The sequence below is a fragment of the Desulfolutivibrio sulfodismutans DSM 3696 genome, from assembly GCF_013376455.1.
Lineage (GTDB): Bacteria > Desulfobacterota > Desulfovibrionia > Desulfovibrionales > Desulfovibrionaceae > Desulfolutivibrio > Desulfolutivibrio sulfodismutans.
On record NZ_CP045504.1, the window covers coordinates 197,523 to 223,906 of the forward strand.

21 protein-coding genes and 5 tRNA genes are annotated in these 26,384 nt (G+C 61.7%); 21 read left to right on the forward strand and 5 right to left on the reverse strand.

Annotated elements, in window-relative coordinates; genetic code table 11:
- Positions 1-148 precede the first annotated feature (148 nt).
- The 19 genes from GD606_RS00855 (at position 149) to GD606_RS00945 (ending at position 17,066) form a co-directional block, all read left to right on the forward strand.
- Positions 149-224 (forward strand) — tRNA-Thr (locus GD606_RS00855).
- Between the two features lie 5 nt (positions 225-229).
- Positions 230-315, forward strand: a tRNA-Tyr gene (locus tag GD606_RS00860).
- A gap of 61 nt (positions 316-376) precedes the next feature.
- A tRNA-Gly gene (locus GD606_RS00865) sits at positions 377-453 on the forward strand.
- Between the two features lie 33 nt (positions 454-486).
- A tRNA-Thr gene (locus tag GD606_RS00870) sits at positions 487-562 on the forward strand.
- A gap of 59 nt (positions 563-621) precedes the next feature.
- The gene (gene tuf / locus GD606_RS00875) at positions 622-1,815 is read left to right on the forward strand and encodes an elongation factor Tu (RefSeq protein WP_176629177.1); all 1,194 of its coding nucleotides are present in this window, start codon (positions 622-624) and stop codon (positions 1,813-1,815) included.
- A 3-nt stretch (positions 1,816-1,818) separates the two neighbouring features.
- The gene (gene rpmG, locus GD606_RS00880; protein WP_163301840.1) at positions 1,819-1,968 is read left to right on the forward strand and encodes a 50S ribosomal protein L33; all 150 of its coding nucleotides are present in this window, start codon (positions 1,819-1,821) and stop codon (positions 1,966-1,968) included.
- A gap of 30 nt (positions 1,969-1,998) precedes the next feature.
- Positions 1,999-2,074, forward strand: a tRNA-Trp gene (locus GD606_RS00885).
- Between the two features lie 36 nt (positions 2,075-2,110).
- A complete protein-coding gene (gene secE / locus GD606_RS00890) occupies positions 2,111-2,446 on the forward strand; it encodes a preprotein translocase subunit SecE (protein WP_163301841.1) in 336 nt (111 codons plus the stop codon).
- Between the two features lie 88 nt (positions 2,447-2,534).
- Positions 2,535-3,116: a transcription termination/antitermination protein NusG gene (gene nusG, locus GD606_RS00895; protein WP_163301842.1), complete on the forward strand. Its 582-nt coding sequence runs from the start codon at positions 2,535-2,537 to the stop codon at positions 3,114-3,116.
- A gap of 24 nt (positions 3,117-3,140) precedes the next feature.
- Positions 3,141-3,566 (forward strand): 50S ribosomal protein L11, encoded by a 426-nt coding sequence (gene rplK / locus GD606_RS00900; protein WP_163301843.1) that lies wholly within the window; start codon positions 3,141-3,143, stop codon positions 3,564-3,566.
- Positions 3,567-3,580: 14 nt separating this feature from the next.
- On the forward strand, positions 3,581-4,288 hold the full coding sequence (gene rplA, locus GD606_RS00905; RefSeq protein ID WP_163301844.1) for a 50S ribosomal protein L1: 708 nt from the start codon (positions 3,581-3,583) through the stop codon (positions 4,286-4,288).
- Positions 4,289-4,478: 190 nt separating this feature from the next.
- On the forward strand, positions 4,479-5,000 hold the full coding sequence (gene rplJ, locus GD606_RS00910) for a 50S ribosomal protein L10 (RefSeq protein WP_163301845.1): 522 nt from the start codon (positions 4,479-4,481) through the stop codon (positions 4,998-5,000).
- A gap of 36 nt (positions 5,001-5,036) precedes the next feature.
- Positions 5,037-5,420 carry a 50S ribosomal protein L7/L12 gene (rplL, locus tag GD606_RS00915; RefSeq protein ID WP_163301846.1) on the forward strand — a complete coding sequence of 128 codons (384 nt, stop codon included), beginning with the start codon at positions 5,037-5,039 and terminating at the stop codon, positions 5,418-5,420.
- Positions 5,421-5,648: 228 nt separating this feature from the next.
- The gene (gene rpoB, locus GD606_RS00920; RefSeq protein ID WP_163301847.1) at positions 5,649-9,740 is read left to right on the forward strand and encodes a DNA-directed RNA polymerase subunit beta; all 4,092 of its coding nucleotides are present in this window, start codon (positions 5,649-5,651) and stop codon (positions 9,738-9,740) included.
- A 179-nt stretch (positions 9,741-9,919) separates the two neighbouring features.
- Positions 9,920-14,080 (forward strand): DNA-directed RNA polymerase subunit beta', encoded by a 4,161-nt coding sequence (gene rpoC, locus GD606_RS00925; protein WP_163301848.1) that lies wholly within the window; start codon positions 9,920-9,922, stop codon positions 14,078-14,080.
- Positions 14,081-14,193: 113 nt separating this feature from the next.
- Positions 14,194-15,177 carry a cation diffusion facilitator family transporter gene (locus GD606_RS00930; protein ID WP_163301849.1) on the forward strand — a complete coding sequence of 328 codons (984 nt, stop codon included), beginning with the start codon at positions 14,194-14,196 and terminating at the stop codon, positions 15,175-15,177.
- Positions 15,174-16,367, forward strand: coding sequence for a radical SAM family heme chaperone HemW (hemW, locus tag GD606_RS00935; protein ID WP_309550373.1), 1,194 nt, complete (start codon positions 15,174-15,176; stop codon positions 16,365-16,367). The genes GD606_RS00930 and hemW overlap by 4 nt, the downstream gene beginning before the upstream one ends.
- A 157-nt stretch (positions 16,368-16,524) precedes the next feature.
- Positions 16,525-16,746 carry an antitoxin MazE family protein gene (locus tag GD606_RS00940; RefSeq protein ID WP_163301850.1) on the forward strand — a complete coding sequence of 74 codons (222 nt, stop codon included), beginning with the start codon at positions 16,525-16,527 and terminating at the stop codon, positions 16,744-16,746.
- Positions 16,743-17,066, forward strand: coding sequence for a type II toxin-antitoxin system PemK/MazF family toxin (locus GD606_RS00945; protein ID WP_163301851.1), 324 nt, complete (start codon positions 16,743-16,745; stop codon positions 17,064-17,066). The genes GD606_RS00940 and GD606_RS00945 overlap by 4 nt, the downstream gene beginning before the upstream one ends.
- 45 nt (positions 17,067-17,111) lie before the next feature.
- Here the strand turns inward: GD606_RS00945 and GD606_RS00950 are convergent, their stop codons facing one another.
- Entirely contained in the window at positions 17,112-18,581 is a 1,470-nt protein-coding gene (locus tag GD606_RS00950) for a peptidoglycan DD-metalloendopeptidase family protein (RefSeq protein WP_218108823.1), read from the reverse strand.
- Positions 18,582-18,976: 395 nt separating this feature from the next.
- Positions 18,977-19,489 carry a hypothetical protein gene (locus GD606_RS00955; protein WP_163301853.1) on the reverse strand — a complete coding sequence of 171 codons (513 nt, stop codon included), beginning with the start codon at positions 19,487-19,489 and terminating at the stop codon, positions 18,977-18,979.
- Between the two features lie 148 nt (positions 19,490-19,637).
- On the opposite strand from GD606_RS00955, the gene GD606_RS00960 reads away from it, so the two are divergent.
- Complete coding sequence (locus GD606_RS00960) at positions 19,638-19,814, forward strand: rubredoxin (protein ID WP_163301854.1); 177 nt, start codon at positions 19,638-19,640, stop codon at positions 19,812-19,814.
- Positions 19,815-19,828: 14 nt separating this feature from the next.
- Here GD606_RS00960 and GD606_RS00965 read toward each other — a convergent pair whose 3' ends face one another.
- The gene (locus GD606_RS00965; protein ID WP_163301855.1) at positions 19,829-21,298 is read right to left on the reverse strand and encodes a serine hydrolase; all 1,470 of its coding nucleotides are present in this window, start codon (positions 21,296-21,298) and stop codon (positions 19,829-19,831) included.
- 463 nt (positions 21,299-21,761) lie between these two features.
- On the opposite strand from GD606_RS00965, the gene GD606_RS00970 reads away from it, so the two are divergent.
- Complete coding sequence (locus GD606_RS00970) at positions 21,762-23,024, forward strand: hypothetical protein (protein WP_163301856.1); 1,263 nt, start codon at positions 21,762-21,764, stop codon at positions 23,022-23,024.
- Between the two features lie 123 nt (positions 23,025-23,147).
- Here GD606_RS00970 and GD606_RS00975 read toward each other — a convergent pair whose 3' ends face one another.
- Both GD606_RS00975 and GD606_RS00980 read right to left on the reverse strand, forming a co-directional pair.
- Positions 23,148-23,660: a hypothetical protein gene (locus GD606_RS00975; protein ID WP_163301857.1), complete on the reverse strand. Its 513-nt coding sequence runs from the start codon at positions 23,658-23,660 to the stop codon at positions 23,148-23,150.
- Between the two features lie 299 nt (positions 23,661-23,959).
- Positions 23,960-25,978, reverse strand: a complete 2,019-nt coding sequence (locus GD606_RS00980) for a DUF2135 domain-containing protein (protein ID WP_163301858.1) — start codon at positions 25,976-25,978, stop codon at positions 23,960-23,962.
- Positions 25,979-26,384 lie beyond the last annotated feature (406 nt).

A 26,384-nucleotide genomic window follows, 5' to 3' on the forward strand; every position in this document is an offset into this window, starting at 1 on the left:
GTCTGGAGGATGAAAAAAGTGCTTCCCATCCTTGGGGAATTCGTCTAGAAATCCCCTCTTGCCGCCTGTGGGAGCAGGGCGGCCACGGAAAGGCGAATAAAACATTGACAAAAGCCGCACCATGCGCTAACTGGCTTTCTCTTGGGCCGCTGGCGTAGCTCAATTGGTAGAGCAGCTGATTTGTAATCAGCAGGTTGCGGGTTCAAGTCCCATCGCCAGCTCCAGACGCGGAGGGGTTCCCGAGTGGCCAAAGGGAACAGACTGTAAATCTGTCGGCGTCAGCCTTCGGAGGTTCAAATCCTCCCCCCTCCACCATATGCGAAAAGTGCTGTAGGAGACAGGGAATTCCTGTCGCCTGGACTACAGGTGACATATCGCGGGAATAGCTCAATTGGCTAGAGCATCAGCCTTCCAAGCTGAGGGTTGCGGGTTCGAGTCCCGTTTCCCGCTCCACATTTCCCTGCCTGTATACAGCATGATTGACGGGCCCACGTAGCTCAGTCGGCAGAGCACTTCCTTGGTAAGGAAGAGGTCACCGGTTCGAATCCGGTCGTGGGCTCCATACATTTTTCGGCGAAACGCCTCACGCATCAAGACCATAAAGAACTCCAGGGGGAAACCATGGGCAAGGCGAAATTCGAGCGCAACAAGCCGCATGTCAACATCGGCACCATCGGCCACATCGACCACGGCAAGACCACGCTGACCGCAGCCATCACCCGGCTGGCCAGCATGAAGGGTTTTGGCGAATACATTCCCTTCGACCAGATCGACAAGGCCCCGGAGGAGAAGGAACGCGGCATCACCATCGCCACGGCCCATGTGGAATATCAGACCGACAAGCGCCACTATGCCCATGTGGACTGCCCGGGCCACGCCGACTACATCAAGAACATGATCACCGGCGCTGCCCAGATGGACGGCGGCATCCTGGTGGTGGCGGCCACCGATGGCCCCATGCCCCAGACCCGGGAGCACATCCTTTTGGCCCGTCAGGTGGGCGTGCCCCAGTTGGTGGTGTTCATGAACAAGGTCGACCTGGTGGACGACCCGGAGCTTTTGGAGCTGGTGGAGCTTGAAGTGCGTGAGCTTCTGACCAAGTACGGCTTCCCCGGCGACGACGTCCCGGTCATCAAGGGCAGCGCGCTCAAGGCCCTGGAGGCGGACGACATCAAGAGCCCCGATGCGGCCCCGATCTTTGAGCTGCTCGATGCCTGCGACGCGTTTATTCCCGAGCCCAAGCGCGACATCGAGAAGCCGTTCCTGATGCCCATTGAAGACGTGTTCTCCATCTCTGGCCGGGGCACCGTGGTCACCGGACGTGTGGAGCGCGGCACCGTGACGGTTGGCGAGGAAGTGGAGATCGTGGGCATCAAGACCACGGTCAAGACCACCTGCACGGGCGTGGAAATGTTCCGCAAGATTCTGGACAAGGGCATGGCCGGCGACAACGTGGGCGTGCTGCTTCGCGGCGTCAAGCGCGACGATGTGGAGCGCGGCCAGGTGTTGGCCAAGCCGGGTTCGATCACCCCGCACCGGAAGTTCAAGGCCGAGGTGTACATCCTGACCAAGGAAGAGGGCGGCCGCCACACCCCGTTTTTCACCGGATATCGTCCGCAGTTCTACTTCCGGACCACGGACATCACCGGCGTGGTGACCCTGAACGAGGGCGTTGAAATGGTCATGCCCGGCGACAACGCCACGTTCAATGTTGAAATGATCGCCCCCATCGCCATGGAAACGGGCCTGCGCTTCGCCATTCGCGAAGGCGGCCGGACCGTTGGCGCGGGCGTCGTCTCGGAAATCGTGGAGTAAATCATGCGCATCAATATCCAGTTGCAGTGCACCGAGTGCAAGCGTCGGAACTACGCCACGGAAAAAAACAAGAAAAACACCACCGGTCGGATGGAGATCAAGAAGTATTGTCCCTTCGACCACAAGCATACCGTCCACCGCGAAACCAAGTAGCGGCTTCAGTGAGCGGGAACGGAACGATGCAGGCCAGTAGCTCTAACGGTAGAGCATCGGACTCCAAATCCGAGGGTTGGGGGTTCGAATCCCTCCTGGCCTGCCATATTTCACACCTTTGTCGGGTGGACAAGGCGTAACCATGGTCACAAAGAAGACGGAAACGGACGAGACGGCGCACAAGCCCGCGCCAGCCAAGGCTGATCAGGCCAAGGGCGGCAAGGCTTCGGCCAAGGCCAAGCCTGCCGGGGCCAAGGGCGAACAGGGTGCGACCGGCTCTCCGCTGAAGGGAAAGATCGAGCAGTCCCGCGAGTTCTTCGAGCAGGCCAAGGCGGAACTCAAAAAGGTCACCTGGCCCACACGCAAGGAGACCGTCAGCACCGGCATCGCCGTGTTGATCCTGGTTCTGGTCATGTCCATCTTCCTGGGCCTTGTGGACCTGGGATTGGCCAGACTTGTGGAATTCATTCTCGCGTAAGACGGGCGCCCGCCGGCCAGGGCCGGACGAGTATCGCCCAGATGGATGACAACGCTATCGACACGGCAACGAACCGATCCGGAACACCATGACGAACGACTCTGAACAGCCCATCCTGACGGTTCCCGCCGACGACGCATCGGTTAGCCGATGGTTCATCGTGCATACCTATTCCGGATTCGAGCACCGCGTGGAGCAGACCATCCGGGAGATGATGCGCACGGCTCAGGAAGACGGCCTTATTGAAGAGGTCGTGGTTCCCACGGAAAAGATCGTGGAGCTGGTTAAGGGCGAGAAAAAGACTTCCACGCGGAAGTTCTATCCGGGCTACGTCATGATCAAGATGGTCATGAACGACAAGACTTGGCACCTGGTGCAAAACATTCCCCGGGTGACCGGTTTTATCGGCGGCAAGAACCAGCCTACCCCCATGCGCGACTCCGAGGCGCAAAAAATCCTGAGCATGATGGTCAGCCGACAGGAACAACCGCGTCCCAAATACCATTTCGAGCGCGGCGACGATGTGCGGGTGATCGACGGCCCCTTCGGGGGATTCAACGCCGTGGTGGAAGACGTCAACTACGACAAGGGAAAACTTCGGGTGTCCGTGTCCATCTTCGGCCGCCAGACCCCCGTGGAACTCGATTTCGTGCAGGTCAGCAAGAACTGATCACGAAGAAAGGAATGACGACAGATGGCCAAGAAAATCACCGCCAAAATTAAGCTCCAGATTCCTGCCGGGGCAGCCAACCCCTCGCCGCCGGTCGGTCCCGCCCTCGGCCAGCACGGCGTGAACATCATGGAGTTCTGCAAGGCGTTCAACGCCCGGACCATGGAGCAAAAGGGCATGATCACCCCGGTGGTCATCACCGTGTATGCCGACCGCTCCTTTACCTTTATCACCAAGACGCCGCCTGCGGCCGTGCTTTTGCTGAAAGCGGCCAAGATCGACAAGGGGTCGGGTGAGCCGAACAAGACCAAGGTCGGCAAGGTCACCAAGGAGCAGATCGAAGAGATCGCCCGGACCAAGTTGCCGGATATGACCGCCAATGAGCTGGATGCCGCCTGTCGCACCATCGCTGGTACCGCCCGCAGCATGGGGCTTGAGATCGCCAACTGAGAGGAAGACGCGAAATGCCCAAGCACGGAAAAAATTACCGCGATGCGGTGAAAAATATCGACCTGACAGCCGCATACGCAGTGGATGAGGCCATGAAGATGGCCCTTGCGGCCTCTTTCGCCAAATTCGACGAAACCGTCGATGTGGCCATGTGCCTGGGGGTCAACCCCAAGTACTCCGACCAGATGGTTCGCGGCGCCGTGACCCTGCCCCATGGTCTGGGCAAGGTGGTGCGCATCGTCGCCTTCTGCAAGGGCGACAAGGAAGCCGAGGCCAAAGCGGCCGGAGCGGACTTCGCCGGGGCCGACGAGCTCATCGAAAAAATCAAGGGCGGCTGGCTGGAGTTCGACAAGGCCGTGGCCACCCCGGACATGATGGCTTCGGTGGGCAAGATCGGAAAGCTCCTCGGCCCCCGGGGGCTCATGCCCAATGCCAAGACCGGCACCGTGACCTTCGACATCGCTTCGGCCATCGGGGAACTCAAGGCCGGGCGTGTGGAGTTTCGGGTGGACAAGGCCGGTGTGCTGCATGCCCCCCTGGGCAAGCGCTCCTTCGGCGCCGAGAAGCTGCTCGAGAACTTCAAGGCCGTCATGGACACCGTCATGCGGCTCAAGCCCTCTTCCGCCAAGGGAACCTACCTGAAGACCATGGCCATGGCCACCACCATGGGCCCGGGCATCAAGGTGGACACGGTGTCCATTCGCAAGTTCCTGGAAGGATAACCTTCAGGCGTACGACGCCGTATTCGGGTACCGCGCGGGGGGCAAGCCCCCCGCGTCACCATATTGTTGAGTCTGGGCATGGAAGGTGAGTCAAAGAAAGCGGGTGGGGACGTCCCCCTTAATTTCCCGCCGAGACGTCGCTTTGGCTTCACTTGACGGCCCGCCTAACCGCTACTGGAGGTAGGTTCCTGTGCTCAAAGCGCGAAAGAGCGAGATCATCGAAGTGCTGCGCGCCAAGGCGGACCGGGCCGGGATTGCGGTGGTCACCGACTTCAAGGGGCTTACGGCCGAGGAGTTGACCGATTTGCGCGTCAAGCTTCGGGCTGCAGGCGTTGATTACCAGGTTGTGAAGAACACCCTGGCCCGAAAAGCGGTGCAAGGCGGAACCCACGAGGCATTGGCCGTTCACTTCAAGGAAAACTGCGCTGTGGCGTTCGGATATGACGATCCGGTCGCGGCCGCAAAAGTCCTGGTGGATTACGCCAAGACAAGCAAGAAGTTCGCCATCCGTTTGGCGAGTTTGTCCGGAAAGATCATCGACGAGCAAGGCGTCAAGAATCTCTCCACATTGCCGGGCAAACCCGAGCTTCTGGCTACTCTCCTGGGCACCATGAACGCCGTACCCACCAATTTCGTCGGCCTGTTCGCGAACATGATCCGCGGACTCTTGTATGCCTTAAACGGCGTCAAGGAAAAAAAGGAAGCCGCCTAGGCGGCTGGCGAAGCGAACCTTCAAGGAGGATTTTCCATGTCTGTCACCAAAGAGCAGGTCGTTGAGTTCATTTCCAATATGACCGTGTTGGAACTGTCCGAGTTCATCAAGGAGCTCGAAGAAAAGTTTGGCGTTTCCGCCGCCGCCCCGGCCATGGCCATGGCCATGGTTGCTCCGGCCGCCGCCGAGGCCGCCGTCGAAGAGGAGAAGACCGAATTCGACGTCGTGCTCACCGGTTCCGGCGCCAACAAGATCGGCGTCATCAAGGTCGTCCGGGCCCTGACCGGCCTGGGCCTCAAGGAAGCCAAGGCCAAGGTGGACGAGCTGCCCTCCACCATCAAGGAAGCCGTCGCCAAGGCGGAGGCCGAGGATGCCAAGAAACAGCTCGAGGAAGCCGGAGCCGCTTGCGAAATCAAGTAGTCGGCCTTCCTTTTCTTGCTTTGACCGGGAGCGCGCCCTCTTGAAAAGAGGGGGTGCGCTCTCATATCCTTTTTTCCGTTCTTTCGTCGAATGCCGCGCCGCCTCCTGGTCGCGGCGGTCCTGACGCCGAAACGTCGGCGTCACTGCGGGACCAGTGCCCGTTTGGTCGTACGGTCAACCACGTAACCCCCCATCGGGTCCAACCTTACTTCCGCACCAGAGGGAACAATGGCCCAACTGAGAAAGCTTTTTGGAAAAATCGCCAAATCCCTGACCATCCCGCATTTGCTGAACCTGCAGATCGATTCCTATGATCTGTTTTTACAGCAGAACGTTCCCCCGGCCAGCCGGGAGGACGCAGGGCTGGAAGGCGTGTTCCGGTCTGTGTTTCCCATTGAGGATTTCAACAAGACCGCCAGCCTGGAATACGTCAGCTACGAGATCGGCGAACCCAAGTACGACATGCCTGAGTGCATCGCCAAGGGCCTGACCTACGAGGCGCCCTTGCGGATCAAAGTGCGCCTGGTTGTCTACGATGTGGACGAGGAGACCGAAAACCGGACCATTCGCGACATCAAGGAACAAATCATCTATTTCGGCACCGTGCCGCTGATGACCGAGAAGGGCACCTTCATCATCAACGGTACCGAGCGGGTCATCGTCAATCAGCTCCAACGCTCGCCGGGCATCATCTTCGAGCACGACTCCGGCAAGACCCACACCAGCCGCAAGGTGCTCTATTCCTGCCGCATCATCCCCATGCGCGGTTCGTGGCTCGATTTCGATTACGACCACAAGGACATCTTGTACGTGCGCATCGACCGCCGCCGCAAGATGCCCGCCACGATCCTGTTCAAGGCCATGGGCATGTCCTCCACGGACATCCTGCACTATTTCTACGCCGTGGAGCATTTCCGTCTTGAGGGCGACCGGGTCTTCCGCGAGATCAACCCCGAGATGTACCGCAAGGAAAAGGCCTACGCCACGGTCATGGGGGCTGACGGAAAGCCCATCGTCGTCGCGGACAAGCCCATCACCAAAAAGGCCTGGCGGCTCATGGTCGAGGGCGGCATAGAGGCCATCGAGATCGATCCGGCCACCCTGGCCGGGCTCTTTCTGGCCGACGACATGGCCGATCCGACCACGGGCGAGGTCATTGCCGCCGCTGGCGACGAAGTCACCCCCGACCTCCAGGAGAAGCTCAAGGACGCGGGAATTGTCCGGCTGCCCATTCTCTTCTCCCGGGGCGTGGACACCTCGTCCTCCATCCGCGACACCCTGGCCATGGACAAGACCACGGACACGGTGACCGCCCAGGTGGAGATCTACCGCAGGCTGCGGCCGTCGTCGCCGCCCACCCAGGAGATCGCGGCAAGCTTTTTCGAGAACCTGTTCCGCAATGCCGATTATTACGATCTGTCGCCGGTTGGGCGCTACAAGCTCAATGTGCGGCTCAAGCTCGACCTGTCCCTGGATTTTCGGGTGCTTTCCAACGAGGACATCCTACGTTCGGTCAAGCACCTGACCTTCCTCAAGGATTCCCATGGTCCCGCCGACGACATCGACCATCTGGGCAACCGTCGGGTGCGCCCCGTGGGCGAGTTGGTGGAAAACCAGTACCGCATCGGCCTGGTGCGCATGGAGCGGGCCATCAAGGAGCGCATGAGCCTTCAGGAAGTGGCCACGCTCATGCCCCACGACCTGATCAATCCCAAGCCCGTGGCTGCGGTGCTCAAGGAGTTCTTCGGCACCTCCCAGCTGTCCCAGTTCATGGATCAGACCAACCCCCTGTCCGAGGTCACCCACAAGCGCCGCCTGTCGGCCCTGGGACCTGGCGGGCTCACCCGTGAGCGGGCCGGTTTCGAGGTCCGCGACGTGCATACCTCGCACTACGGACGCATCTGCCCCATCGAAACCCCGGAAGGTCCGAACATCGGGCTTATCGTGTCCCTGACCACCTTTTCGCGGGTCAACGACTACGGGTTCATCGAAACCCCCTACCGGGTGGTCCGCGAGGGGCGGTTGACCTCCGAGACGGTGTATCTCGACGCCACCCGCGAGATCGACGAGATCATCGCCGGGGCCAACACCGAGGTTGGCGACGACGGGCTTCTCGCGCCGGTGGTGGGCGCCCGGGTCAAGGGCGACCTGCTCATGCAGTCGCGCGACGATGTGACGCTTATGGACATCTCTCCCAGCCAGATCGTGTCCATCTCGGCGGCGCTCATTCCCTTCCTTGAACATGACGACGCCAACCGTGCGCTCATGGGATCGAACATGCAGCGTCAGGCCGTGCCGCTTCTGCGCTGTGAGCAGCCCCTGGTGGGTACCGGCATGGAAGCCGCCGTGGCCCGGGATTCGGGGAGCTGCATCCTGGCCGAACGCGATGGTCTGGTGCACTTTGCCGACGCCGAGCGCATCATCGTCAACTACGAGGGCGACATCTCCCCCGAGTCCGGCGGCGTGAAAAGCTATGAGCTCTTAAAGCACCACAAGTCCAACCAGAACACCTGCTTTGGCCAGGTGCCCCGGGTTTTGGTGGGACAGAAGGTGAAAAAGGGCGACATCCTGGCCGACGGCCCGGGCATCCGCGACGGCGAGCTGGCCCTGGGCAAGAACCTGCTCGTGGCCTTCATGCCCTGGTGCGGCTACAACTACGAGGATTCCATCCTCATCTCCGAGCGCACGGTCAAGGAAGACACCTTCACCTCGGTGCACATCGAGGAGTTCGAGGTGGTGGCCCGGGACACCAAGCTTGGTCCCGAGGAGATCACCCGGGACATCCCCAACGTGGGCGAGGAGATGCTCAAAGACCTGGACGAGTGCGGCATCATCCGCCTGGGGGCCAAGGTCGGCCCCGACGACATCCTGGTGGGCAAGATCACCCCCAAGGGCGAGACCCAGCTCACCCCCGAGGAAAAGCTGCTGCGGGCCATCTTCGGCGACAAGGCCCGGGACGTGAAAAACACCTCCCTCAAGGTGCCGCCGGGCATCGAGGGCACGGTCATCGACGTCCGGGTGTTCAACCGCCGCTCCGGCGAAAAAGATGACCGCACCACCTCCATCGAGGAATTCGAGCTGTCCCGCCTGGATGTGAAGGAAGGCCAGTTCGTCGCCGCCCTGACCGACACCGTGCGGGAAAAAATGTGGGCCGACGTGGCTGGGAAGTCCGTGGCCCAGACCATCAAGGGCAAGAAAAAGGGAGAGGTGTTGCTGGAAGCCGGGCATCCCCTGCGCCGCGAGGTTCTCGACGAACTGCCGCTCAAAAAACTGCACGGGCTGTTCACCGCCAGGGAAGTCAACGAGGCGGTTTCCGCCCGGCTCGACGAATACGACCGTCAGATCCAGTTCATTCACCACATCCATGAGCAGAAAAGGGCCAAGGTCACCGAGGGCGACGATCTGCCGCCCGGCGTCATCAAGATGGTCAAGGTCTACGTGGCCGTCAAACGCAAGCTCAACGTGGGCGACAAAATGGCCGGCCGCCACGGCAACAAGGGCGTCGTCTCGTGCATCCTGCCCGAGGAGGACATGCCCTTTTTCGCCGACGGCTCCCCGGTGGACATCGTCTTAAACCCCCTGGGCGTGCCTTCGCGCATGAACATCGGCCAGATCATGGAGACCCACCTGGGCTGGGCCGGAAAGGTGCTCGGCGAAAGGCTCTCCAAGATGGTGGCCGCGCAAAACCCCATCCTGAAGCTGCGAGAAGAAGTCAAGGACGTCCTGGGATCGCCGGAGATGGACGAACTGGTGGACAGCCTGGACGACGAGACCTTCTTTAAGAGTCTCAAGGTTCTCAAAAACGGCATCGTGGCCAAGACCCCGGTCTTCGACGGCGCAAGCGAAGACGAGATCTGGGCTTGGCTGAAAAAGGCCGGGCTCACCGACGACGGCAAAGTCACCCTTTACGACGGCCGCACGGGCGAGGCCTTCCATCGGCCGGTCACCGTGGGCGTCATGTACATGCTCAAGCTCCACCACTTAGTCGACGAGAAAATCCACGCCAGGTCCACGGGCCCTTACTCACTGGTCACCCAGCAACCCCTGGGCGGCAAGGCCCAATTCGGCGGTCAGCGGTTGGGCGAAATGGAAGTGTGGGCGCTTGAGGCGTATGGCGCGTCGCACCTCTTGCAGGAGTTCCTCACGGTCAAGTCCGATGACGTGGCCGGGCGGGTCAAGATGTACGAGAAGATCGTCAAGGGCGACAACTTCCTGGAGGCCGGGCTGCCTGAATCCTTCAACGTCCTGGTGAAGGAACTGATGTCCCTGGGACTGGATGTGGATCTGCTTCAGGACGAAAAGAAAAAGACCAGACGCTAGGCATGTTCCGGACATCACTCGCCGCCGGGCGGGTGATGTCCGGGGGTGCGCGCCGCCGGGGACGCCCCGGGGCGCACGGGTCTGGATCACGATAACGCGTGGAGGAGGCGGAGCCGCCAGGCGGTTCCCGGGGGACGCCTGCCGGTTCCCCCCTTCAACCACTACCACGAGGGAACCCTATGTCTTTGGACGAACTCTTCAGCATGCGCGGTCTGGGCCAGAACGTCATCTCCAGCCGGACGCTCAAGGCCATCAAGATCTCCATCGCTTCTCCGGAGAAAATCCGGGAATGGTCCTTTGGCGAGGTCAAAAAGCCCGAGACCATCAACTATCGGACCTTCAAGCCTGAGCGCGACGGACTTTTCTGCGCCAAAATCTTCGGCCCGGTCAAGGATTACGAGTGCAACTGCGGCAAGTACAAGCGCATGAAGCACCGGGGCATCGTGTGCGAGAAATGCGGCGTCGAGGTCATCGCCTCCAAGGTGCGCCGGGAACGCATGGGCCACATCGAGCTGGCCGCCCCCGTGGCCCACATCTGGTTTCTGAAGACGCTTCCCTCCAAGATCGGCACGCTTTTGGACATGACCATGGTCGATCTGGAAAAGGTGCTGTATTTCGATTCCTACGTGGTGCTCGATCCCAAAGACACCAATCTGCATAAATTTCAGGTCATCTCCGAGGAACAATACCTTCAGGTCATCGACCACTACGGCGGCGAGGATGCGGTGAAGGTGGGCATGGGCGCCGAGGCCGTGCGCCTGCTTCTGGAGGAGATCGACATGGTCAAGCTTCGCGCCGAGTTGCGCGAGGAGGCCATGACCACCAAGTCCCAGACCAAAAAGAAAAAGATCATCAAGCGCCTCAAAATCGTGGAGGCCTTTCTCGATTCCAGCAACCGGTCGGAATGGATGATCATGGAGGTCATTCCGGTCATCCCGCCCGAACTGCGGCCCCTGGTCCCGCTCGACGGCGGCCGGTTCGCCACCTCGGACTTAAACGATCTCTACCGCCGGGTGATCAACCGCAACAACCGCCTGAAACGCCTGCTGGAACTGGGCGCCCCGGACATCATCATCCGCAACGAAAAGCGCATGCTCCAGGAGGCCGTGGACGCCCTGTTCGACAACGGCCGTCGCGGCCGGGCCATCACCGGCACCAACGGCCGCCCGCTCAAGTCCCTCTCCGACATGATCAAGGGCAAGCAGGGCCGCTTCCGCCAGAACCTTTTGGGCAAGCGCGTGGATTATTCCGGCCGGTCGGTCATCGTGGTCGGCCCGAAGCTTCGGCTGCACCAGTGCGGTCTGCCCAAGAAGATGGCCTTGGAACTGTTTAAGCCCTTCATTTATTCCCGTCTGGAGGACAAAGGGCTGGCCACCACCATCAAGACCGCCAAGAAGATGGTGGAGCGCGAGGAACTGGTGGTGTGGGACATCCTGGAAGAGGTGGTGCGCGAATATCCCATCCTCTTAAACCGCGCCCCCACGCTGCACCGCCTGGGCATCCAGGCCTTCGAGCCGATCCTGGTCGAGGGCAAGGCCATTCAGCTGCACCCCCTGGTCTGCTCGGCCTACAACGCCGACTTTGACGGCGACCAGATGGCCGTGCACGTGCCCCTGTCCGTGGAAGCCCAGATCGAATGCCGGGTGCTCATGATGTCCACCAACAACATCCTGTCCCCGGCCAACGGCAACCCCATCATCCTGCCGTCCCAGGACATCGTCCTGGGGCTGTACTACCTGACGGTGGAGCGTTCCTTCAGCAAGGGCGAGGGCAAGATCTTCTCCGACCAGGGGGAGGTCATCTGCGCCCTGGACGCGAACGTGGTCAGCCTGCACGCCCGGGTCAAGGTGCGCATCGACGGCCAACTGGTGGACACCACGCCGGGTCGGATCATCGTGGGCGAGCTCATCCCCCCCGAGGTGCCCTTCGAACTGGTCAACACCGTGCTCAACAAGCGCAGCATCGGCCGTCTGGTGGGCGAAACCTACCGGCAGGCCGGAACCAAGGCCACGGTCATCCTGTGCGACCACCTGAAGGGACTGGGCTACGAGTACGCCACCCGGGCCGGGATCTCCATCGGGGTCAAGGATCTGACCGTTCCTTCCCGTAAACAGGCCATCCTGGACGCCTCGCAAAACGAGGTTCTCCAGATCGAGCATCAGTATTCCGAGGGTATCATCACCCGCACGGAAAAATACAACAAGGTCGTGGACGTCTGGACCAAGGCCACCAACGAGGTGGCGTCGGAGATGATGCGCGAGATCTCCACCGACACCCTCTACGACGAAAAGACCGGGGCCACGGAGCGCAACACCAGCTTCAACCCCATCTTCATGATGACCCACTCCGGATCCCGAGGCAACCAGGACCAGATGCGCCAGCTCGCGGGCATGCGCGGGCTGATGGCCAAGCCTTCGGGCGAGATCATCGAGACGCCCATCACCTCGAACTTCCGTGAGGGCCTGTCCGTGGCCCAGTACTTCAACTCCACCCACGGCGCACGAAAGGGCCTCGCGGATACGGCGCTCAAGACCGCCAACTCCGGATACCTGACCCGCCGTCTGGTGGACGTGGTCCAGGATGTCATCATCACCGACATCGACTGCGGCACCGTGGACGGCCTGGAGATCTCGCACTACATCAAGGCTGGCGAGGTCAAGCAGCGCGTGCATGAGCGGGCGCTGGGGCGGGTGACCATGTTCGACGTGTTCGATCCGGCCACCGGGGACGTGCTCATTCCGTCCAACACCATCATTGACGAGCACTATGCCCAGGTCATCGAGGATTCCGGCATCGGTTCGCTGATGATCCGCTCCACGCTCACCTGCCAGAGCAAATACGGCGTGTGCGCCCACTGCTACGGCCGCGATCTGGCCCGGGGACACCTGGTCAACGTGGGCGAGACCGTGGGCATCATCGCCGCCCAGTCCATCGGCGAGCCCGGCACCCAGCTGACCATGCGCACCTTCCACATCGGCGGCACGGCGGCCCGCGAAATCGAGCGGTCGTCCATCACCGCCCAGCACACCGGCCGCATCGCCCTGTCCCGGGTCAAGCACATCAAAAACAGCCTGGGCCAGCTCATCATCATGGGCAAAAGCGGCCAGGTGTCCATCGTGGACGAGCAGGGCCGCGAGCGCGAGAAGTACAATCTGCCCTCCGGCGCCAAGCTCTTCGTGGCCGCCGGTGAAGAGGTCCGCAAGGACATGATCCTGGCCGAGTGGGATCCCTTCAACGAACCCTTCGTCACTGACGTCTCGGGCGTGCTCAAGTTCACGGACATCCTGGAGGGCAAGACCTACCAGGAGAAGGTGGACGAGACCACCAAACGGACCACCCAGACCATCATCGAATACCGGACCACCACCTTCCGGCCGAGCATCTCCGTGTGCGACGAGTCCGGACGGCCCAAGACCCGGCCCGGCACCAACTCCCCGGCGGTCTTCCAACTGCCTGTCGGGGCCATCATCATGATCCGCGACGGCCAGGAGGTCTTCGAGGGCGACATCATCGCCCGTAAGCCCCGCGAAACGTCGAAGACCAAGGACATCGTCGGCGGTCTGCCCCGCGTGGCCGAGCTCTTCGAGGTCAGAAAGCCCAAGGAGATGGCCGTGGTGTCGGAAATCGACGGCATCGTGTCCTTCGGTTCGGAGACCAAGGGCAAGCGCAAGATCGTGGTCACCCCTGACGCTGGCGATCCCAAGGAATACCTCATCCCGCGCGGCAAGCACATCACCGTGCAGGAGGGCGACTTCGTGGAGGCCGGGGAACTCCTGACCGAGGGCTATCCCGAGTTGCATGACATCCTGAAGATCAAGGGCGAGAAGTTCCTGGCCAAGTACCTCGTGGAGGAAATCCAGGACGTGTACCGGTTCCAGGGCGTGGCCATCAACGACAAGCACATCGAGATCATCGTGCGCCAGATGCTCAAAAAGGTGTCGGTGCTCGACTCCGGTGACACCAACTTCCTCATCGGGGAGCAGGTGGATAAGCAGAAGTTCATGGAGGAAAACACCCGCTGCGTGAAGGAGGGCTTAAAGCCCGCCATGGCGGAGCCGTTGGTCCTGGGCATCACCCAGGCCTCCCTGTCCACGGATTCCTTCATCTCGGCGGCCTCCTTCCAGGAGACCACCAAGGTCTTGACCGAGGCCTCGCTCATGGGCAAGGAAGACAGCCTGCGGGGACTCAAGGAAAACGTCATCGTGGGACGCCTGATCCCGGCCGGAACCGGCTACCGCAAGTATATGGAGTGCGAGGTCGTCGTGCCGCGCCAGCCCGAGCGGCCCGACAAGTTCCTGGAGGATCTGGAAGAGGATCCGATCCTGGTCGACATGCAATAATCCGGCAGCAGGGCCGGTTTGGGAGGGAGGGCGCAAGCCCTCCCTCTTTTTTGGGATTTGCCCCAAGAAGAAGCCCCTGATATGCCACCACCATGAATGCGAATGGAACCAGTGTGAATCCCCGCGCCGCAACCATCGCCGCCTCGGTCTCCCTGGCCGTGGGCGCGCTGCTTATGGGCCTCAAATTCTACGCCTACCATCGCACCGGCTCCTCGGCCATCCTGTCCGACGCCATGGAATCCATCGTCAACGTGGCGGCGGCCCTGTTTGCCCTGGTCAGCGTGGTCTACGCCGCCAACCCCCCGGACTCCGAGCATCCCTACGGGCACGGGAAAATCGAATTCTTCGCCGCCGGGTTCGAAGGCTCGCTGATCATCGTGGCCGGATGCGCCATCATCTGGGAATCCTGGGACAAACTATTCGCCCCCGTGCCCCTGGCCAACCTGGACCTCGGCCTGCTGCTCCTGGCGGGTTCCGGCGCAGTCAATCTGCTTTTGGGGCTCGGGCTGGTGCGGGCCGGAAAGCGCCTGGGTTCGGTGACGCTCACCGCCGACGGGATGCATGTCCTGACCGACGTGTATACCTCGGGCGGCGTCCTGGTCGGGCTTTTTCTGGTGCGCCTGACGGGCGTGTACTGGCTCGATCCCGCCGTGGCCTGCCTCATGGCCGCAAACATCCTGGTCACGGGCTACAGACTCATGCGCCAGTCCTTTGCCGGGCTGATGCAGGAGGCCGACCCCCGGCTTCTGGATGAGATCTGCGTGGTGCTGTCGACGAAGCGGAAATCCGCCTGGATCGGGATTCATCGCCTGCGGGCCTGGCGTTCCGGCAGCCGGGTGCATATCGACTTCCACCTGATCCTGCCCCGGGATCTGACCCTGGAGGCGGCCCACGCCGAGGTGAACGCGGTGGAGGACATCTTGCGGGCGAAATACGGCAACCAGGCCGACCTGCTCATCCACGCCGACCCCTGCCATACCCAGGAATGTCCCGAATGCAGCCAGGAACCCTGCGACTCCCGGGCCGACGCGGCCCGGACGGGGTGTCTGTGGTTCGGCGATACGGCGTCCCGTGACCGCGAGGCCCCGGACACATGAGCGCGGGGGAGGGGACCGGGCTGCGCCTATACGTGCATGTGCCCTTTTGCCGGGCCAAGTGCGCCTACTGCGGGTTTTTCTCCAAGCCCATGGACATGGGGTTGCTGGAGGATTTCGTCTCGGCCCTGTGCCGGGAGATCCGGTATTACGCCAAGATTCATCCCCGGGCCGTGATCGAGACGCTCTATTTCGGCGGCGGCACGCCGAGCCTGCTGCCGCCCTGGGCCTTGTCCCGGATCATGAAGGAGCTGCACAAGGCCTTCCGCTTCGGGCCGGGCCTGGAATTCACCTTCGAGGTCAATCCGGATTCGGCCCTGGACGGGGCGTATCTGCGGCAACTGCTCGGATACGGCGTGGGTCGCCTAAGCATCGGGGTGCAAAGTCTGGATGACGAGATGCTGTTTTTGCTTGGCCGCCCCCACGACGCGGCCACGGCCCGGGCCGCCTATTTCGCCGCCCGCCAGGCCGGATTCGCCAACATCGGGCTGGATTTCTTGTGGGGCTTGCCCGGCCAGCGCCTCTCGCAGTGGCTGGCGACGCTCAAGGCGGCGGTGCGCCTGTCGCCGGAACACCTGTCCTGCTACGGGCTGACCCTGGAGCCGGGCACGCCGCTGACCGCCCGGATCGAGTCCGGGGAGCTGTCCCAGCCGCCCGAGGCCGAGCAGGCGGAGATGTTCGTACGCGGGGCGCAGTTTCTGGAGTCCGAGGGCTACCTGCACTACGAAATCTCCAATTTCGCGCGCATGGGGTTCGTCAGCCGCCACAACTCGGGCTATTGGGAAGGCCGGGACTATCTGGGGCTGGGGCCGTCGGCGGTGTCCACCATGGACGGACGGCGCTTCGAGAACCCCCGGGACATCGGTGGGTACGTGGCCCTGTCCCGGAAGGGGCGTTTCGGCGGGGACGCCAAGGAACTTTCGCCGGATGAACTGGTGCGGGAGATGGTCATGCTGTCGCTGCGCACCACCAAGGGCCTCGACCTGGCGGCCTACCGGGCCCGGGCGGGGCGGGATTTTTTGAAGGACAACGCCGGGCTGGTGCAGGCCCTGCGCCAAAACGAGCTGGTGCGCTTAAGCGCCGGACATCTGCGCCTGACCAAAAACGGGCTTTTGGTCAGTAACGTGATCCTGGCCCGGTTGAGCTATGGCATGGCGGCGGGGAGCGGCGGGAGCGGGGGACGACAAGAGTGAGGCGATGCGGCAACCTGTGAGTGGTGCGACTAAGGAAAGATCAGTCGGTGGTTATCCCTGTCAGCACAATTGGCAGATCATGTCGGAAGCGTCGCGGAAGGCATGCTCTTGACTGAGATCGATTAGGTAACTATGTTACGAAAAAAGGGAAAAGATCATGGCCGTGAGCATGTCCGATTCGAGCCGCAAGATGCGTCAGTACCGAGCCAGGATGAAAGAAAAAGGGCTTCGCGCGGTGCAGATCTGGGTTCCGGATGTCCGGTCTCCCGACATTGCCGAGGCCTTGCGGCGGCAATCCCTGCTGGCGAGCAGCGCGCCGGACGAGCGCGAAATGCTCGATTTCCTTGAGAATGTGGGTGCTTGGGGCGACGCAGGATGAAACGTGGCGATGTCGTTGTGGTGGCCATGTCCGGGGATTATGGGAAAACACGTCCGGCCGTGGTGGTGCAAAACGATCTGGTGGGAGAGTGCCACGCCAGTGTCGTCGTCTGTCCGTTCTCCTCGCATCTGCTCGACGCGCCGCTTTTCCGCATCACGGTGCAGCCGCAGCCGCACACCGGACTTGCCGTCACGTCCCAGATCATGGTGGACAAGGTGACAGCCGTCAAACGGGAACGAATACGCAGTGTGGTGGGGCAACTCGATGTGGAAATGATGGTGCGTGTAAACCGAAGCTTGGCGTTGTGGCTTGGGCTATGATCCCCGAGGCGCATCTCCCGTCCCATTCGGAACGGAGAAGAGGCGTCACCCTGCGGGCAGCGCCGTGTTCGACGGCCGGGGGGCGGCCTGCGCCGTGGGCGCTTCGGGCGGCAGGTGCAGCGTGAAAAGCTCCACCGGGTCCGGGGCGCGGGGCGGTGCAAAGGTGTCCGGGCGCGGTTCGGGCTTGGCCTGGGCCACGGATTTTGGTTTCGCCGCGTCCTGCATCATGGCCAAAAGCGGCTCCACCTGGGCCTTAAAGGCCGCCATCTTCCCGGCCGGGACCGGGTCGGCCGTGATCTTGGGATTCTCCAAGATGTTGATGGCCTGCCCGTTTTTATACATCCGAAAATCCAGATGCGGCCCCGTGGCGTAGCCTGTGGACCCCACATAGCCGATGACATCGCCCTGGCGCACGGCCTTGCCTTTGGCGATGCCCTTGGCGAAGCCGCTGAAGTGGTTGTAGCGGGTGGTGTAGGTCTGGTTGTGCTTGACGGTCACATAGTTTCCGGCCGCGTGGTTGTATCCCTTCTCCACCACCACGCCGTTCCCCACGCTCCACACCGGCGTCCCGGCCGGGGCGGCGTAGTCGACGCCCAGATGCGGTTTGCGCACGTGGAGGATGGGATGCAGGCGGCTGTGGGTGAATCCTGACGAGATGCGGCGAAAAGAAAGTGGGGCGCGCAAAAACGCCTTGCGCAGGGCCTGCCCCTTCTCGTCGAAGTAGCCGCCCTTGCCGGATTTTTCTGCGAAGTGAAAAGCCCGGGAGGTCTTGCCCTGGTTGGTGAATTCCGCCGCCAGGATGCGCCCGTATCCCAGGAAGACGTCCCCGGCGTAACGTTTCTCCACCACCACCTTGAAGGTGTCTCCCCGGCGCAGATCCTTGCAGAAGTCGATGTCCCAGGCGAAAATGTCGGCCAGGCTCACGGCCAGTTCGGCATCCTCCCCGGCCTTTTTCACGGCCTCGAAAAGATTCTGCTCAATGGTCCCCGAGGCGGCTTCGGCCCGGAAGTGCTGCGGTTCGGCCTCGATGTCGATGAGGTATTCGCCCCGTTCGGCCCGGATGACCAGCCGTTCCACAGGGCTTATGACATATTCGAAGGAGACGAATTCCCCGTCCCGGGTGGTGATGCGGTAGCTTTGTCCGGCCTGGATGCGCGACAACCGGAACTCGCGGCTCTCCTTTGAAAGGCGCTTCAGGTCCGCCGGATCGATGTGCCTGCCCAGGATGGCGGCCATGGTGTCGCCCGGGGCGATGACGCCCTCGGTGACCTGTTCGGTGGGGCCGCAGGAGGCGTCGGGTTCGAAAAGGCCGTCCGGGGAGATTTTGGTGAAGAGCTCCGTGGGCGGACAGGAGGCGTCTTCAGGATCCTGCTGCATGGCGGCGACGACAAAGAAAAAGGCCCCGATCACGCAGGTTGCGAAAAGGGCCGCCCCCATCCGGGGCATGGAGAAAAAACGCCGGAAAACGGGGTGCTCCGACAGGCGTTTTTGTGGAATGTTGCCTGGTATCCTCATGTCTGCCTTGTTTTTTGTGCAAGTGCTTGGCATAGGCTACACGACATGGCGCCTCTTGTCCAGGCCTGGGGAAAGATTTTGATGACCTCGTGGGGATCGGGGACGGATTGCCTGATCGCCGTGCCGCTGGCGGTGAAGCGGGGCGTGTTGCAGTGACCATGGGTGGTGGCATATACTGGACTGCTGCTGAACGGAAATGTGAGCCATGTTGTCGCATGCGAAAGTGCGTAAATATACGCTTGAAGTATGCAACGGATGGAGAATATGCATGAGGTAGCCATATCATGACAGTCAAGCGGCCATGATGCGGATGTCCCGGCCGGGCAGGCCACTTTTGGACGGTTGCAGCACGGGGGAAAGCCGTGTCGCGTCATGGCGGCGGCATCCATGGCGGATTATTTGGCTTTGACCCGGCCCTGATAGTTCCCGGAGGCGTCATAGACGCGAAATCCGCCCTTGCCGTCGGGGGTCAGGGTCTTGGTGTGCTTGCCCAGGCTGTCAAAGGTGCGATAACCGCCCCGGCCGTCGGCCTTGACGCGCCCCGTGAATTGCCCGGACGGGTCGGACAGGCGCATGTCGCCTGCGCCGTTGCTGTGGACGCGTCCGGCTGGCTTGCTCTTTTCGTCTGTGATTTTCATGTCCTTCCCGTTCCCGGTGACCGTGCTCCGGGGCGCGCCCTGGGGGGCGGTGATCGTGGCCTTGCGGGTGGCGTCGGGGATGGGTTCGATGCCTTTTTCCCGCATGTGCTCCACAAAGCCGGAGGAGGGCGCCTGACGGCGGTGCTGGGATGTGTCCGGGGCGTTGCCTTTTTGCTGGAGCGATTTGAACAGGGATGGCTCTTCAGCGGCGTATGCCGGGGAAGCGGCCTGAAGCAGGCAAAGCAGGATGACAAGGTGACACGGTCCCATGGGTATGACCCAAGCAAATCGCGTTCCGAAACGGCCGCACCGGCGGGACGGACAGGGAAATAAAAAACGGTTGGGCCATGGATGTGGGGCTTGAAGCCCGGCGGACGTGGCGGTACACAACCCCTGCGGCACAAGGAGGCCGCAGGATATGATGCGCTACATGTGTCTTTTATGCGGCTATACGTATGATCCTAAACGGGGTGACCCCAAGGGCGGGCTTGAGCCGGGGACGGATCTGGCCACCGCGCCTCAGGAGTGGGTCTGTCCCCGGTGCGGCGCGGGACAGGATGCGTTCGCCATGCGCGATGATGATGACGAGGAGTGACCCAGCCGGGAGGCTCAGCCTTCCCGGATGATCAGATGGGCCAGATCGTGGCGGGTGGTGAGCTGCTGCTTGTACCGCCTGGCCTCCTGCATGGAGGAGAAGGAACCGATCATCACCCGGTACCAGACGCCCTTGTCCCCCAGGTCGGCGGTGACCACCCGGGCCGGAACCCCGATTCTTTCCAGTTTCCTGGCCCGGGTTTTGGCCTCGTCAGCGGTTTGGAAGGAGCTTTCCTGGAGGGTCAGTTCACCATGGCCCGGCACGCTGCTTTCCGCGACGGCCGTCGTGACGGCGGGAGCGACTGGGGGCAGGGCCGGACGGCGTGACGCCGACTGGGAAAGGACCGGGGCCGACGTGGGCTGAAAGGGCTTGGGGACGTACACGGCGCTTGGGGCGGGCGTCTGCCGGGAGGCGGTTTCGACGGCCGCCGGACGGGGCAGGGGCGGCGCGGCCTTTGCCCGCAGTTGCGGCCCGGAGACCGGCACGATGGTGGCCTGTGATTCGTCGATGGCGGCCACGAGCGCCGTGTTGGGGGCGGAGGCAGGGGGGGACGGCGAGAAGACCGTCCCGATTTGCGGATCGGCCAGGGTGATGCGGGCCGAGGAGGCACGGCCCCTGCGCCTGCGCTCGGACTTTTCGGCCAGATAGGTTTTTTGTCCGGGGGCGGAAAAGCTTGCCTCCAGAATCTTTTGGGTCTCCCGGTTGCGCACCTGCCAACTTCTGCCGCCCAGGACCACGGCGATGATCCGCGTGTCGCCGCGCTTGGAGGTGGCCACGATGTTGTAGCCCGAGGCGGCCACCCAGCCGGTCTTGATGCCGTCCACGCCGTCGCAATTCTGCAAAAGCTTGTTGCTGTTGTATCGGGTGCTGTTGCCATGCCGGATGGCGGTCTTGGAATGGTGTTCCAGGGATTGCGGAAAGCGTTTGAGATAGGAGGCGGCCAGCTTCATCATATCCCGGGCCGTGGTGAACTGTCCGGGCGAGGGCAGTCCGTTGGGATTTTCAAAGGTGGTGGAGGACATGCCCAGTTCCCGGGCCTTGCGGTTCATGCGGCCGACAAAGGATTCCACGCCGCCAAGATGTTCGGCGACGGCGATGCAGGCGTCGTTGCCCGAGGCCACGGCCATTCCGTCCAGGAGCTCCCGTACGGTGACCTTTTCCCCGGCCCGCAGGCGCATGCTCGATCCGCCGGTTGCGGCGGCCCTGGCGCTGATTTTCACCTGATCCGAAGGGCGCAGGCGTCCGGCTTCAATGTCTTCGAACACCAGATACATGGTCATGATCTTGGTGATGGAGGCGGGCGGAATGCGGCGGTCGGCGTCTTGTTCGTGGAGTACGGCGCCCGTGCCGAAATCCATGACCATGGCTGCCCGGACGTCGAGTTCACCGGGGGCCGCCTTGGCCTTGGATTTGGCCATGGCCTGGGAGGCGGAGCCGTGAACCAGGATGGCGATGAAAAAAAGAATCTGGAAAATCCGGCGCATGCCTTTCCCCCCTGTGCGAGTCGCCCATTGCGTGATGCGATGTGAAAAATCCCCCGTAGAGAGGCAGCATGAACCATGCCAGACATGGGCAGCGCCCCTGATCCTGCTTCCGGCGGCCAGGATACGCCCCGCTCGCGAGGGCGGCGAGCCTGGCTGCGGCGTGCGGGGGGGGAGAGAACAGACCGGGGGACAGAGGGGGCGCGTTTCATTTTTTAAGAAAATGAACACGGATGGGCGACATTGTTTTACGGCAGGTTCAGGGCGGTCGCCCGAATGGCGTTGGGTCTTCCCCCGTGCCTGACGTGGAGGCTGGCGGATGCGGGGCGGCGCAAGCGCGTCGGGGGACATCCACCCCATTGACAGCACAGGCAGGGGGAAATAGGAAGCATTCCTTTGGAACGGCGGTTTACGTATCGCCCGAGACCCTTCACGCCCCAAGCGCCCCCGGAGCTTTTTTCCCGCTATGATCAAACGCAAGACCTTCTATGTATCGGCACTGGTGCTTTTGCCGGTGATTTTTCTTGAATTGGCGTCGTACGTCATGCTCTTTGCGCTGTTTGACGGCCCGGCCCGGGTCAGGGAAAGCCGCGAGTCCCTTGTCTCCGTGGACACCACCCAGGCCGGACTCATTTCCGCCGGACGGACCAAGCAGTTTCAATACATTCTGCATCCCTATATGGGGTTCGTGTATGACGCCACCTACAATGCCGCCGTGGGCCCATACGGCTTTGTGGGCGACGACATCGTGGCCGAAGTTGCGGACGGCAACTACAATGTCGTGGTGACCGGCGGCTCTGTGGCGGGAAATTTTTATGTCATGGAGTTTTATGAACTTAAAAAACGGCTCCAGGCCATCCCCGCCCTGGCCGGGAAAAAGATCAACATGGCCTGCATCGCCACGGCCGGATACAAGCAGCCCCAGCAGCTTTTGTCCGTGGCCTATCTGCTGTCCCTCGGGGCGCGCATCGACCTGCTCGTCAATATTGACGGATTCAACGAGATGGTCATTCCACTGACCGAGAACCAGCCCGAGGGCATTTCCGTCTTCTATCCCACCATGTGGAAGGATTTGACCGACGACCTGGGAGATTCCCGGCAACGAATACTGATTGGCGAGCTGAGCCTGGTGGACGCGGCCCGAACCACCCTGGCCAAATGGTTTTCCTGGCCCGGGATCGATTGGTCCATGACCGCGAACCTGACCTGGTTTCTTTTGGACAACGTCTTGTCCGGCCAGGCCCGGGAGAAGGTCAACGAGTTGGAACGCACCAGCGGGGCGCTCAAGGTCTTTCAGAAAGGCCCCCCGGATCGGGGCGACCGGGATGCGGTTCAGGAACGCCTCGCCGACGCCTGGGGCACGTCCAGCCGCCTTCTGGGGGAATTGGCCAAATCCGGTGAATTCGCCTACGTGCATGTGCTGCAACCCAACCAGTATGTGCCGGGGTCCAAGCCCCTGTCGGAAAACGAAAAAAAAATCGCCATCAGCCCGACTCCGGGCATGGCCGAAACCACCGCCCAGGGGTACGAGCGGCTGGCGCAGCGCATTGCGGACATCGAACAGGCGCAGATTCCCTTTCTCGACGCCACCATGATTTTCCAAAACGTCACCGAGGATGTCTATTTTGACACCTGTTGCCATTTCAACAAGCTCGGCAACGACATCCTGCTGGACGCCATCATGGGGTTTTTAGGGAAAACGGTCTATTCCCCGAAAAAGGCCGACTAGGCAGCCACGACGGCCTTGCGACCCGGTTGGGTTCTGATCATGGCGGACCTCCAGGCTTCCTCGCAAGGAGGCCTAAGGCGTTCTGCCGCGCCTCGGAGAACCCGCCGCCAGCAAGCTGCCGCACTACATTTCGAGATAGACCCAGGTCATGGTCAGGGAGCGGAAGGCATGGAAGGCGGCCTGTCCGGCCGTGCGGTCCAGGCGGGCCAGCATGAGCAGATCCAGGCCTCCCTGGTCGTTGATGGTATAGCCCTGAACCGGCCCCCCGGTTTTTTTTGCGTCGAAGGGGACGATGATGGTCGCGGGTTGGGCCAGGGATGGGGCCTGTCCGAACTCGATTACCGCCGCCATGCCTGAGGGTATGCCCGCCGGGAGGGATAAGGTTCCGTCGTTGCAGCCCACCCGCACGATGACCTCCTGGTCCAATGCACCAGCCGGAATTTCCAGAATCATGCCTTCCAGGGGCGATCCCGAACCCTGGATTTCCAACCGGCCCCCCTGGGGGCCGATGTTTTTTTCAGCCAAAAATCGGGTGGTTCCAAATGTGAAGTGGGCCGCCTGATCCGATGTCCCCGTCTGTCCCATGATGCCCCCGGTCAGGACGAGAAGGCACAGCAGTGCGAGCGTTTTTCGCATGGTCGCCTCCTCGTTGCGTGATTCGGCCTGTATTGGCCGGGATGATGGCGCGTGCGCCGTTTTAGGAATGCTCCGGCGGGTTGGGCGGCCTCGCCGCTGGGGGGCTCCGCCGGGAACCCCTTTCGTGTGGCGTTCACAAAAAACAGGTATGTTTTTTTGTGAATATAAACCAGAAATTCCATACGTCGCTGCTTGCTAACCCATAACGGGAATGGCCGACGCGACACGAGCATGTTCCCGAGCGGGCGTCCCCGCCCGTCCCGGCCCCTTTCGGGCCGGGACGGGGAGACGGACGGACGTTATGGCCGGGGCGGCGATTCCTTCTTGGGCGCCAGCATCTCTTCCGTCATGGGAACGAGCAGCTTCACCGTCCCCGAGGGATCCCGGATGAACTGGGGCTGCGCTCCGGACGTGGGCTGCACCGGGATGATGTCCACAACGGTGGCCCAGTCGGCGCCTGTTGCCGTGGGGCTGATGTTGCTTGTGCTCTCGGAACTGAGCACGCCGGAGTAGTTCAGGGTGACCGGGTTGGCCGTGCCCTCGTAGAGAAGCACGTTGATGGTGTAGCCGCTGGGGATGGTCGGCGGCGTGGGCGTGCCGGACTTATGGTCGGAATAATAATGGACGCGCACCCGGTAGGCCTGGCCCCAGCGCACGGTGTTGGTGTCGAGCAGGGTCCAATGCTCCGGGCCGTATCCGGTGGTGTCGTCGTAGTCCAACTGGCCGCCGTCGGCGGTGGTCTTGTGCTGGTACCAGGAGGCGTCGCCCGTGGGATCGATGACGTAGAGATCCAGATCCGTGTCGTTGGTGTTCCAGGTCAGGGTGACCAGGATGACGGCCTTGTTTAGGACCAGCTTGAGCTTGAAGGGGGTCAACTGGTTGTTGGGGGTCTCGACGGTAAAGCCCTTGGCGTTTTTGCCGTAGGTCGTGAAGGCGATGGTGTTTTCACCGTAGTTGAGGCTCACCGGAACGTTGAAGTTGCCCTGGGCGTCCACGACGGCTTCGAAGGGCGTGGTGCCGTTTAGGGTCAGCTTGACCTTGGTGACCAGAACCTGGCCGCTCTCAATTTTGCCCACGACGGTCACCGTCCGCTGATTCACCTCCTGGTTGAAGGTGTGGGAGGTGATGGTGACCTGGGCGTCGCCGCTGCCGTCGAAGCCGGACTCGGCATCCTTGTAGATGTTCTCGAAGGGCTCGGTAAAAAAGGAGCCCAGTCCGATGAGGTAAATCCCCGCATAACCGTTGTAGGGCAGGAACTTTTTGGTGGTTCCGTCGTAGCGGGCCGTGAGAACCTGGCCGGGGTAGTTGGGGTCGTTGATGGAGATGGCCCCGGAAGACGCATAGTAGTCATAGGCCAGAACGGCATGTCGGGCATGCTCGGCCGTCGCCTTGTCCTTCAGGTACAGCATGACGGGGAGCTTGATATTCTTGATGGCGTTGACGATGGAGACGTAGATGTCTTCCTGCGTCAAATTATACTGGGCTGTCACCGCAGGGATATAGCTGTTCCACTGCTGCCCAAGGGAGGTGTGGGCCCGGGTGGCGATGATGCTTTGGCCCTTGCGGGTTCCCCCTGACTGCAAGGGAATGTCCTGCATGTACCTGGGGTACAGTCCGCCTGCCTTGTTGCTGAAATACCACTGGGCAAATGCTGAGATGCCGAAGCACTCTCCACCAGGATTATACGGTGAACCAGTGTTGACGATCTGGAAGCCGTTGGTGGCCGGGCGGTATGTTGTGACCCCACCCTCGCCGGTCAGGGCAGCCCAGATTTCCGTGAAAAGTGAGGTGTGGAAAACGTCATAGGTGATGGTCCCGGCCGTGCGGTTGATGCTCGTCACCTGGCAGGGCTCCATATATCCGCTGGCGTCCACATGATAGGGCACAGGAACCACGTTGAGGGTTTTGTTGTAGGGCACGGTGACATGGATGGGTTCATTGAAGGTCGTGGCCCCGGAACTGTGGATGTCCAAAAGGCGTCCAGAGGCGGTGCCTGATTTTGGTACAAGTGTCCCGGAGTTGGAGGACAAGGTAATGGTGGTATCCTGGTCCACGGCCCCGGCAGGAAAGACCACCGTGACCCCGGCCAGGATGCCCGTCGTGACGGAAATCGTCCCCCCGGAGCTGCCGATCACCTGTGTGGCCTGGGGGGTGTTGGTTCCGATGGTGACTTTGACGCCGCTCGCTTTTCCGGGAATGCTCGCCAGGATGGGCGGAAGAAAAGCCAGTATGGAATCAACATCGGTCTGTGCCCATATGCGGGCGGGGCTGGCAATGACGAGAAAGACGAGGACGAGGTTTGCAATGGTGCGCCGCATGGTTTTTCCCCTCCGTATCGATGAGAGACCACGACGATATCGCCGCAAAGCCCTTGGGTTACGGATGCCTGGAACGCCAGGCGCGCGGGGTTCCCGGTGCTGCGTTGAAGCCTGGGGTGACGCCCCTTGCCACATCAAGACGAGACCGGAGCTTCGTGGAACATGCTGCTGGAACTGTGAAAACTACAATCCCTGCCGTTTTTTATCCCCTGTCGCCATGATCACTGGAGAGGACGCTCAGGAGAGCGGCTAGGATTGTCAAGGAGGGCAACCTTTGGTGATACTATAGTGCGGGGTTGGTGTTTGTGCAAGGTTGTTTATATTCTTTGCATAAGATTGGCTGTTTTTGTTGCGGTGTCGGAAATCTGTCAGCAAGGCTGGCCTGTTACGGCGCAAGTCAAAGCGG

Excerpts from the sequence above, each read along its gene's own strand:
- GD606_RS00975 (WP_163301857.1), bottom strand. The coding sequence starts at position 23,660 with ATGCGAAAAACGCTCGCACTGCTGTGCCTTCTCGTCCTGACCGGGGGC.
- nusG (WP_163301842.1), top strand. The coding sequence starts at position 2,535 with ATGACGAACGACTCTGAACAGCCCATCCTGACGGTTCCCGCCGACGAC.
- GD606_RS00980 (WP_163301858.1), bottom strand. The coding sequence starts at position 25,978 with ATGCGGCGCACCATTGCAAACCTCGTCCTCGTCTTTCTCGTCATTGCC.
- secE (WP_163301841.1), top strand. The coding sequence starts at position 2,111 with ATGGTCACAAAGAAGACGGAAACGGACGAGACGGCGCACAAGCCCGCG.
- rpmG (WP_163301840.1), top strand. The coding sequence starts at position 1,819 with ATGCGCATCAATATCCAGTTGCAGTGCACCGAGTGCAAGCGTCGGAAC.
- GD606_RS00960 (WP_163301854.1), top strand. The coding sequence starts at position 19,638 with ATGATGCGCTACATGTGTCTTTTATGCGGCTATACGTATGATCCTAAA.
- GD606_RS00950 (WP_218108823.1), bottom strand. The coding sequence starts at position 18,581 with ATGAGGATACCAGGCAACATTCCACAAAAACGCCTGTCGGAGCACCCC.
- tuf (WP_176629177.1), top strand. The coding sequence starts at position 622 with ATGGGCAAGGCGAAATTCGAGCGCAACAAGCCGCATGTCAACATCGGC.
- GD606_RS00965 (WP_163301855.1), bottom strand. The coding sequence starts at position 21,298 with ATGCGCCGGATTTTCCAGATTCTTTTTTTCATCGCCATCCTGGTTCAC.
- rpoC (WP_163301848.1), top strand. The coding sequence starts at position 9,920 with ATGTCTTTGGACGAACTCTTCAGCATGCGCGGTCTGGGCCAGAACGTC.
- GD606_RS00955 (WP_163301853.1), bottom strand. The coding sequence starts at position 19,489 with ATGGGACCGTGTCACCTTGTCATCCTGCTTTGCCTGCTTCAGGCCGCT.
- GD606_RS00970 (WP_163301856.1), top strand. The coding sequence starts at position 21,762 with ATGATCAAACGCAAGACCTTCTATGTATCGGCACTGGTGCTTTTGCCG.
- rplA (WP_163301844.1), top strand. The coding sequence starts at position 3,581 with ATGCCCAAGCACGGAAAAAATTACCGCGATGCGGTGAAAAATATCGAC.
- rplK (WP_163301843.1), top strand. The coding sequence starts at position 3,141 with ATGGCCAAGAAAATCACCGCCAAAATTAAGCTCCAGATTCCTGCCGGG.
- rpoB (WP_163301847.1), top strand. The coding sequence starts at position 5,649 with ATGGCCCAACTGAGAAAGCTTTTTGGAAAAATCGCCAAATCCCTGACC.
- rplL (WP_163301846.1), top strand. The coding sequence starts at position 5,037 with ATGTCTGTCACCAAAGAGCAGGTCGTTGAGTTCATTTCCAATATGACC.
- hemW (WP_309550373.1), top strand. The coding sequence starts at position 15,174 with ATGAGCGCGGGGGAGGGGACCGGGCTGCGCCTATACGTGCATGTGCCC.
- GD606_RS00945 (WP_163301851.1), top strand. The coding sequence starts at position 16,743 with ATGAAACGTGGCGATGTCGTTGTGGTGGCCATGTCCGGGGATTATGGG.
- GD606_RS00940 (WP_163301850.1), top strand. The coding sequence starts at position 16,525 with ATGGCCGTGAGCATGTCCGATTCGAGCCGCAAGATGCGTCAGTACCGA.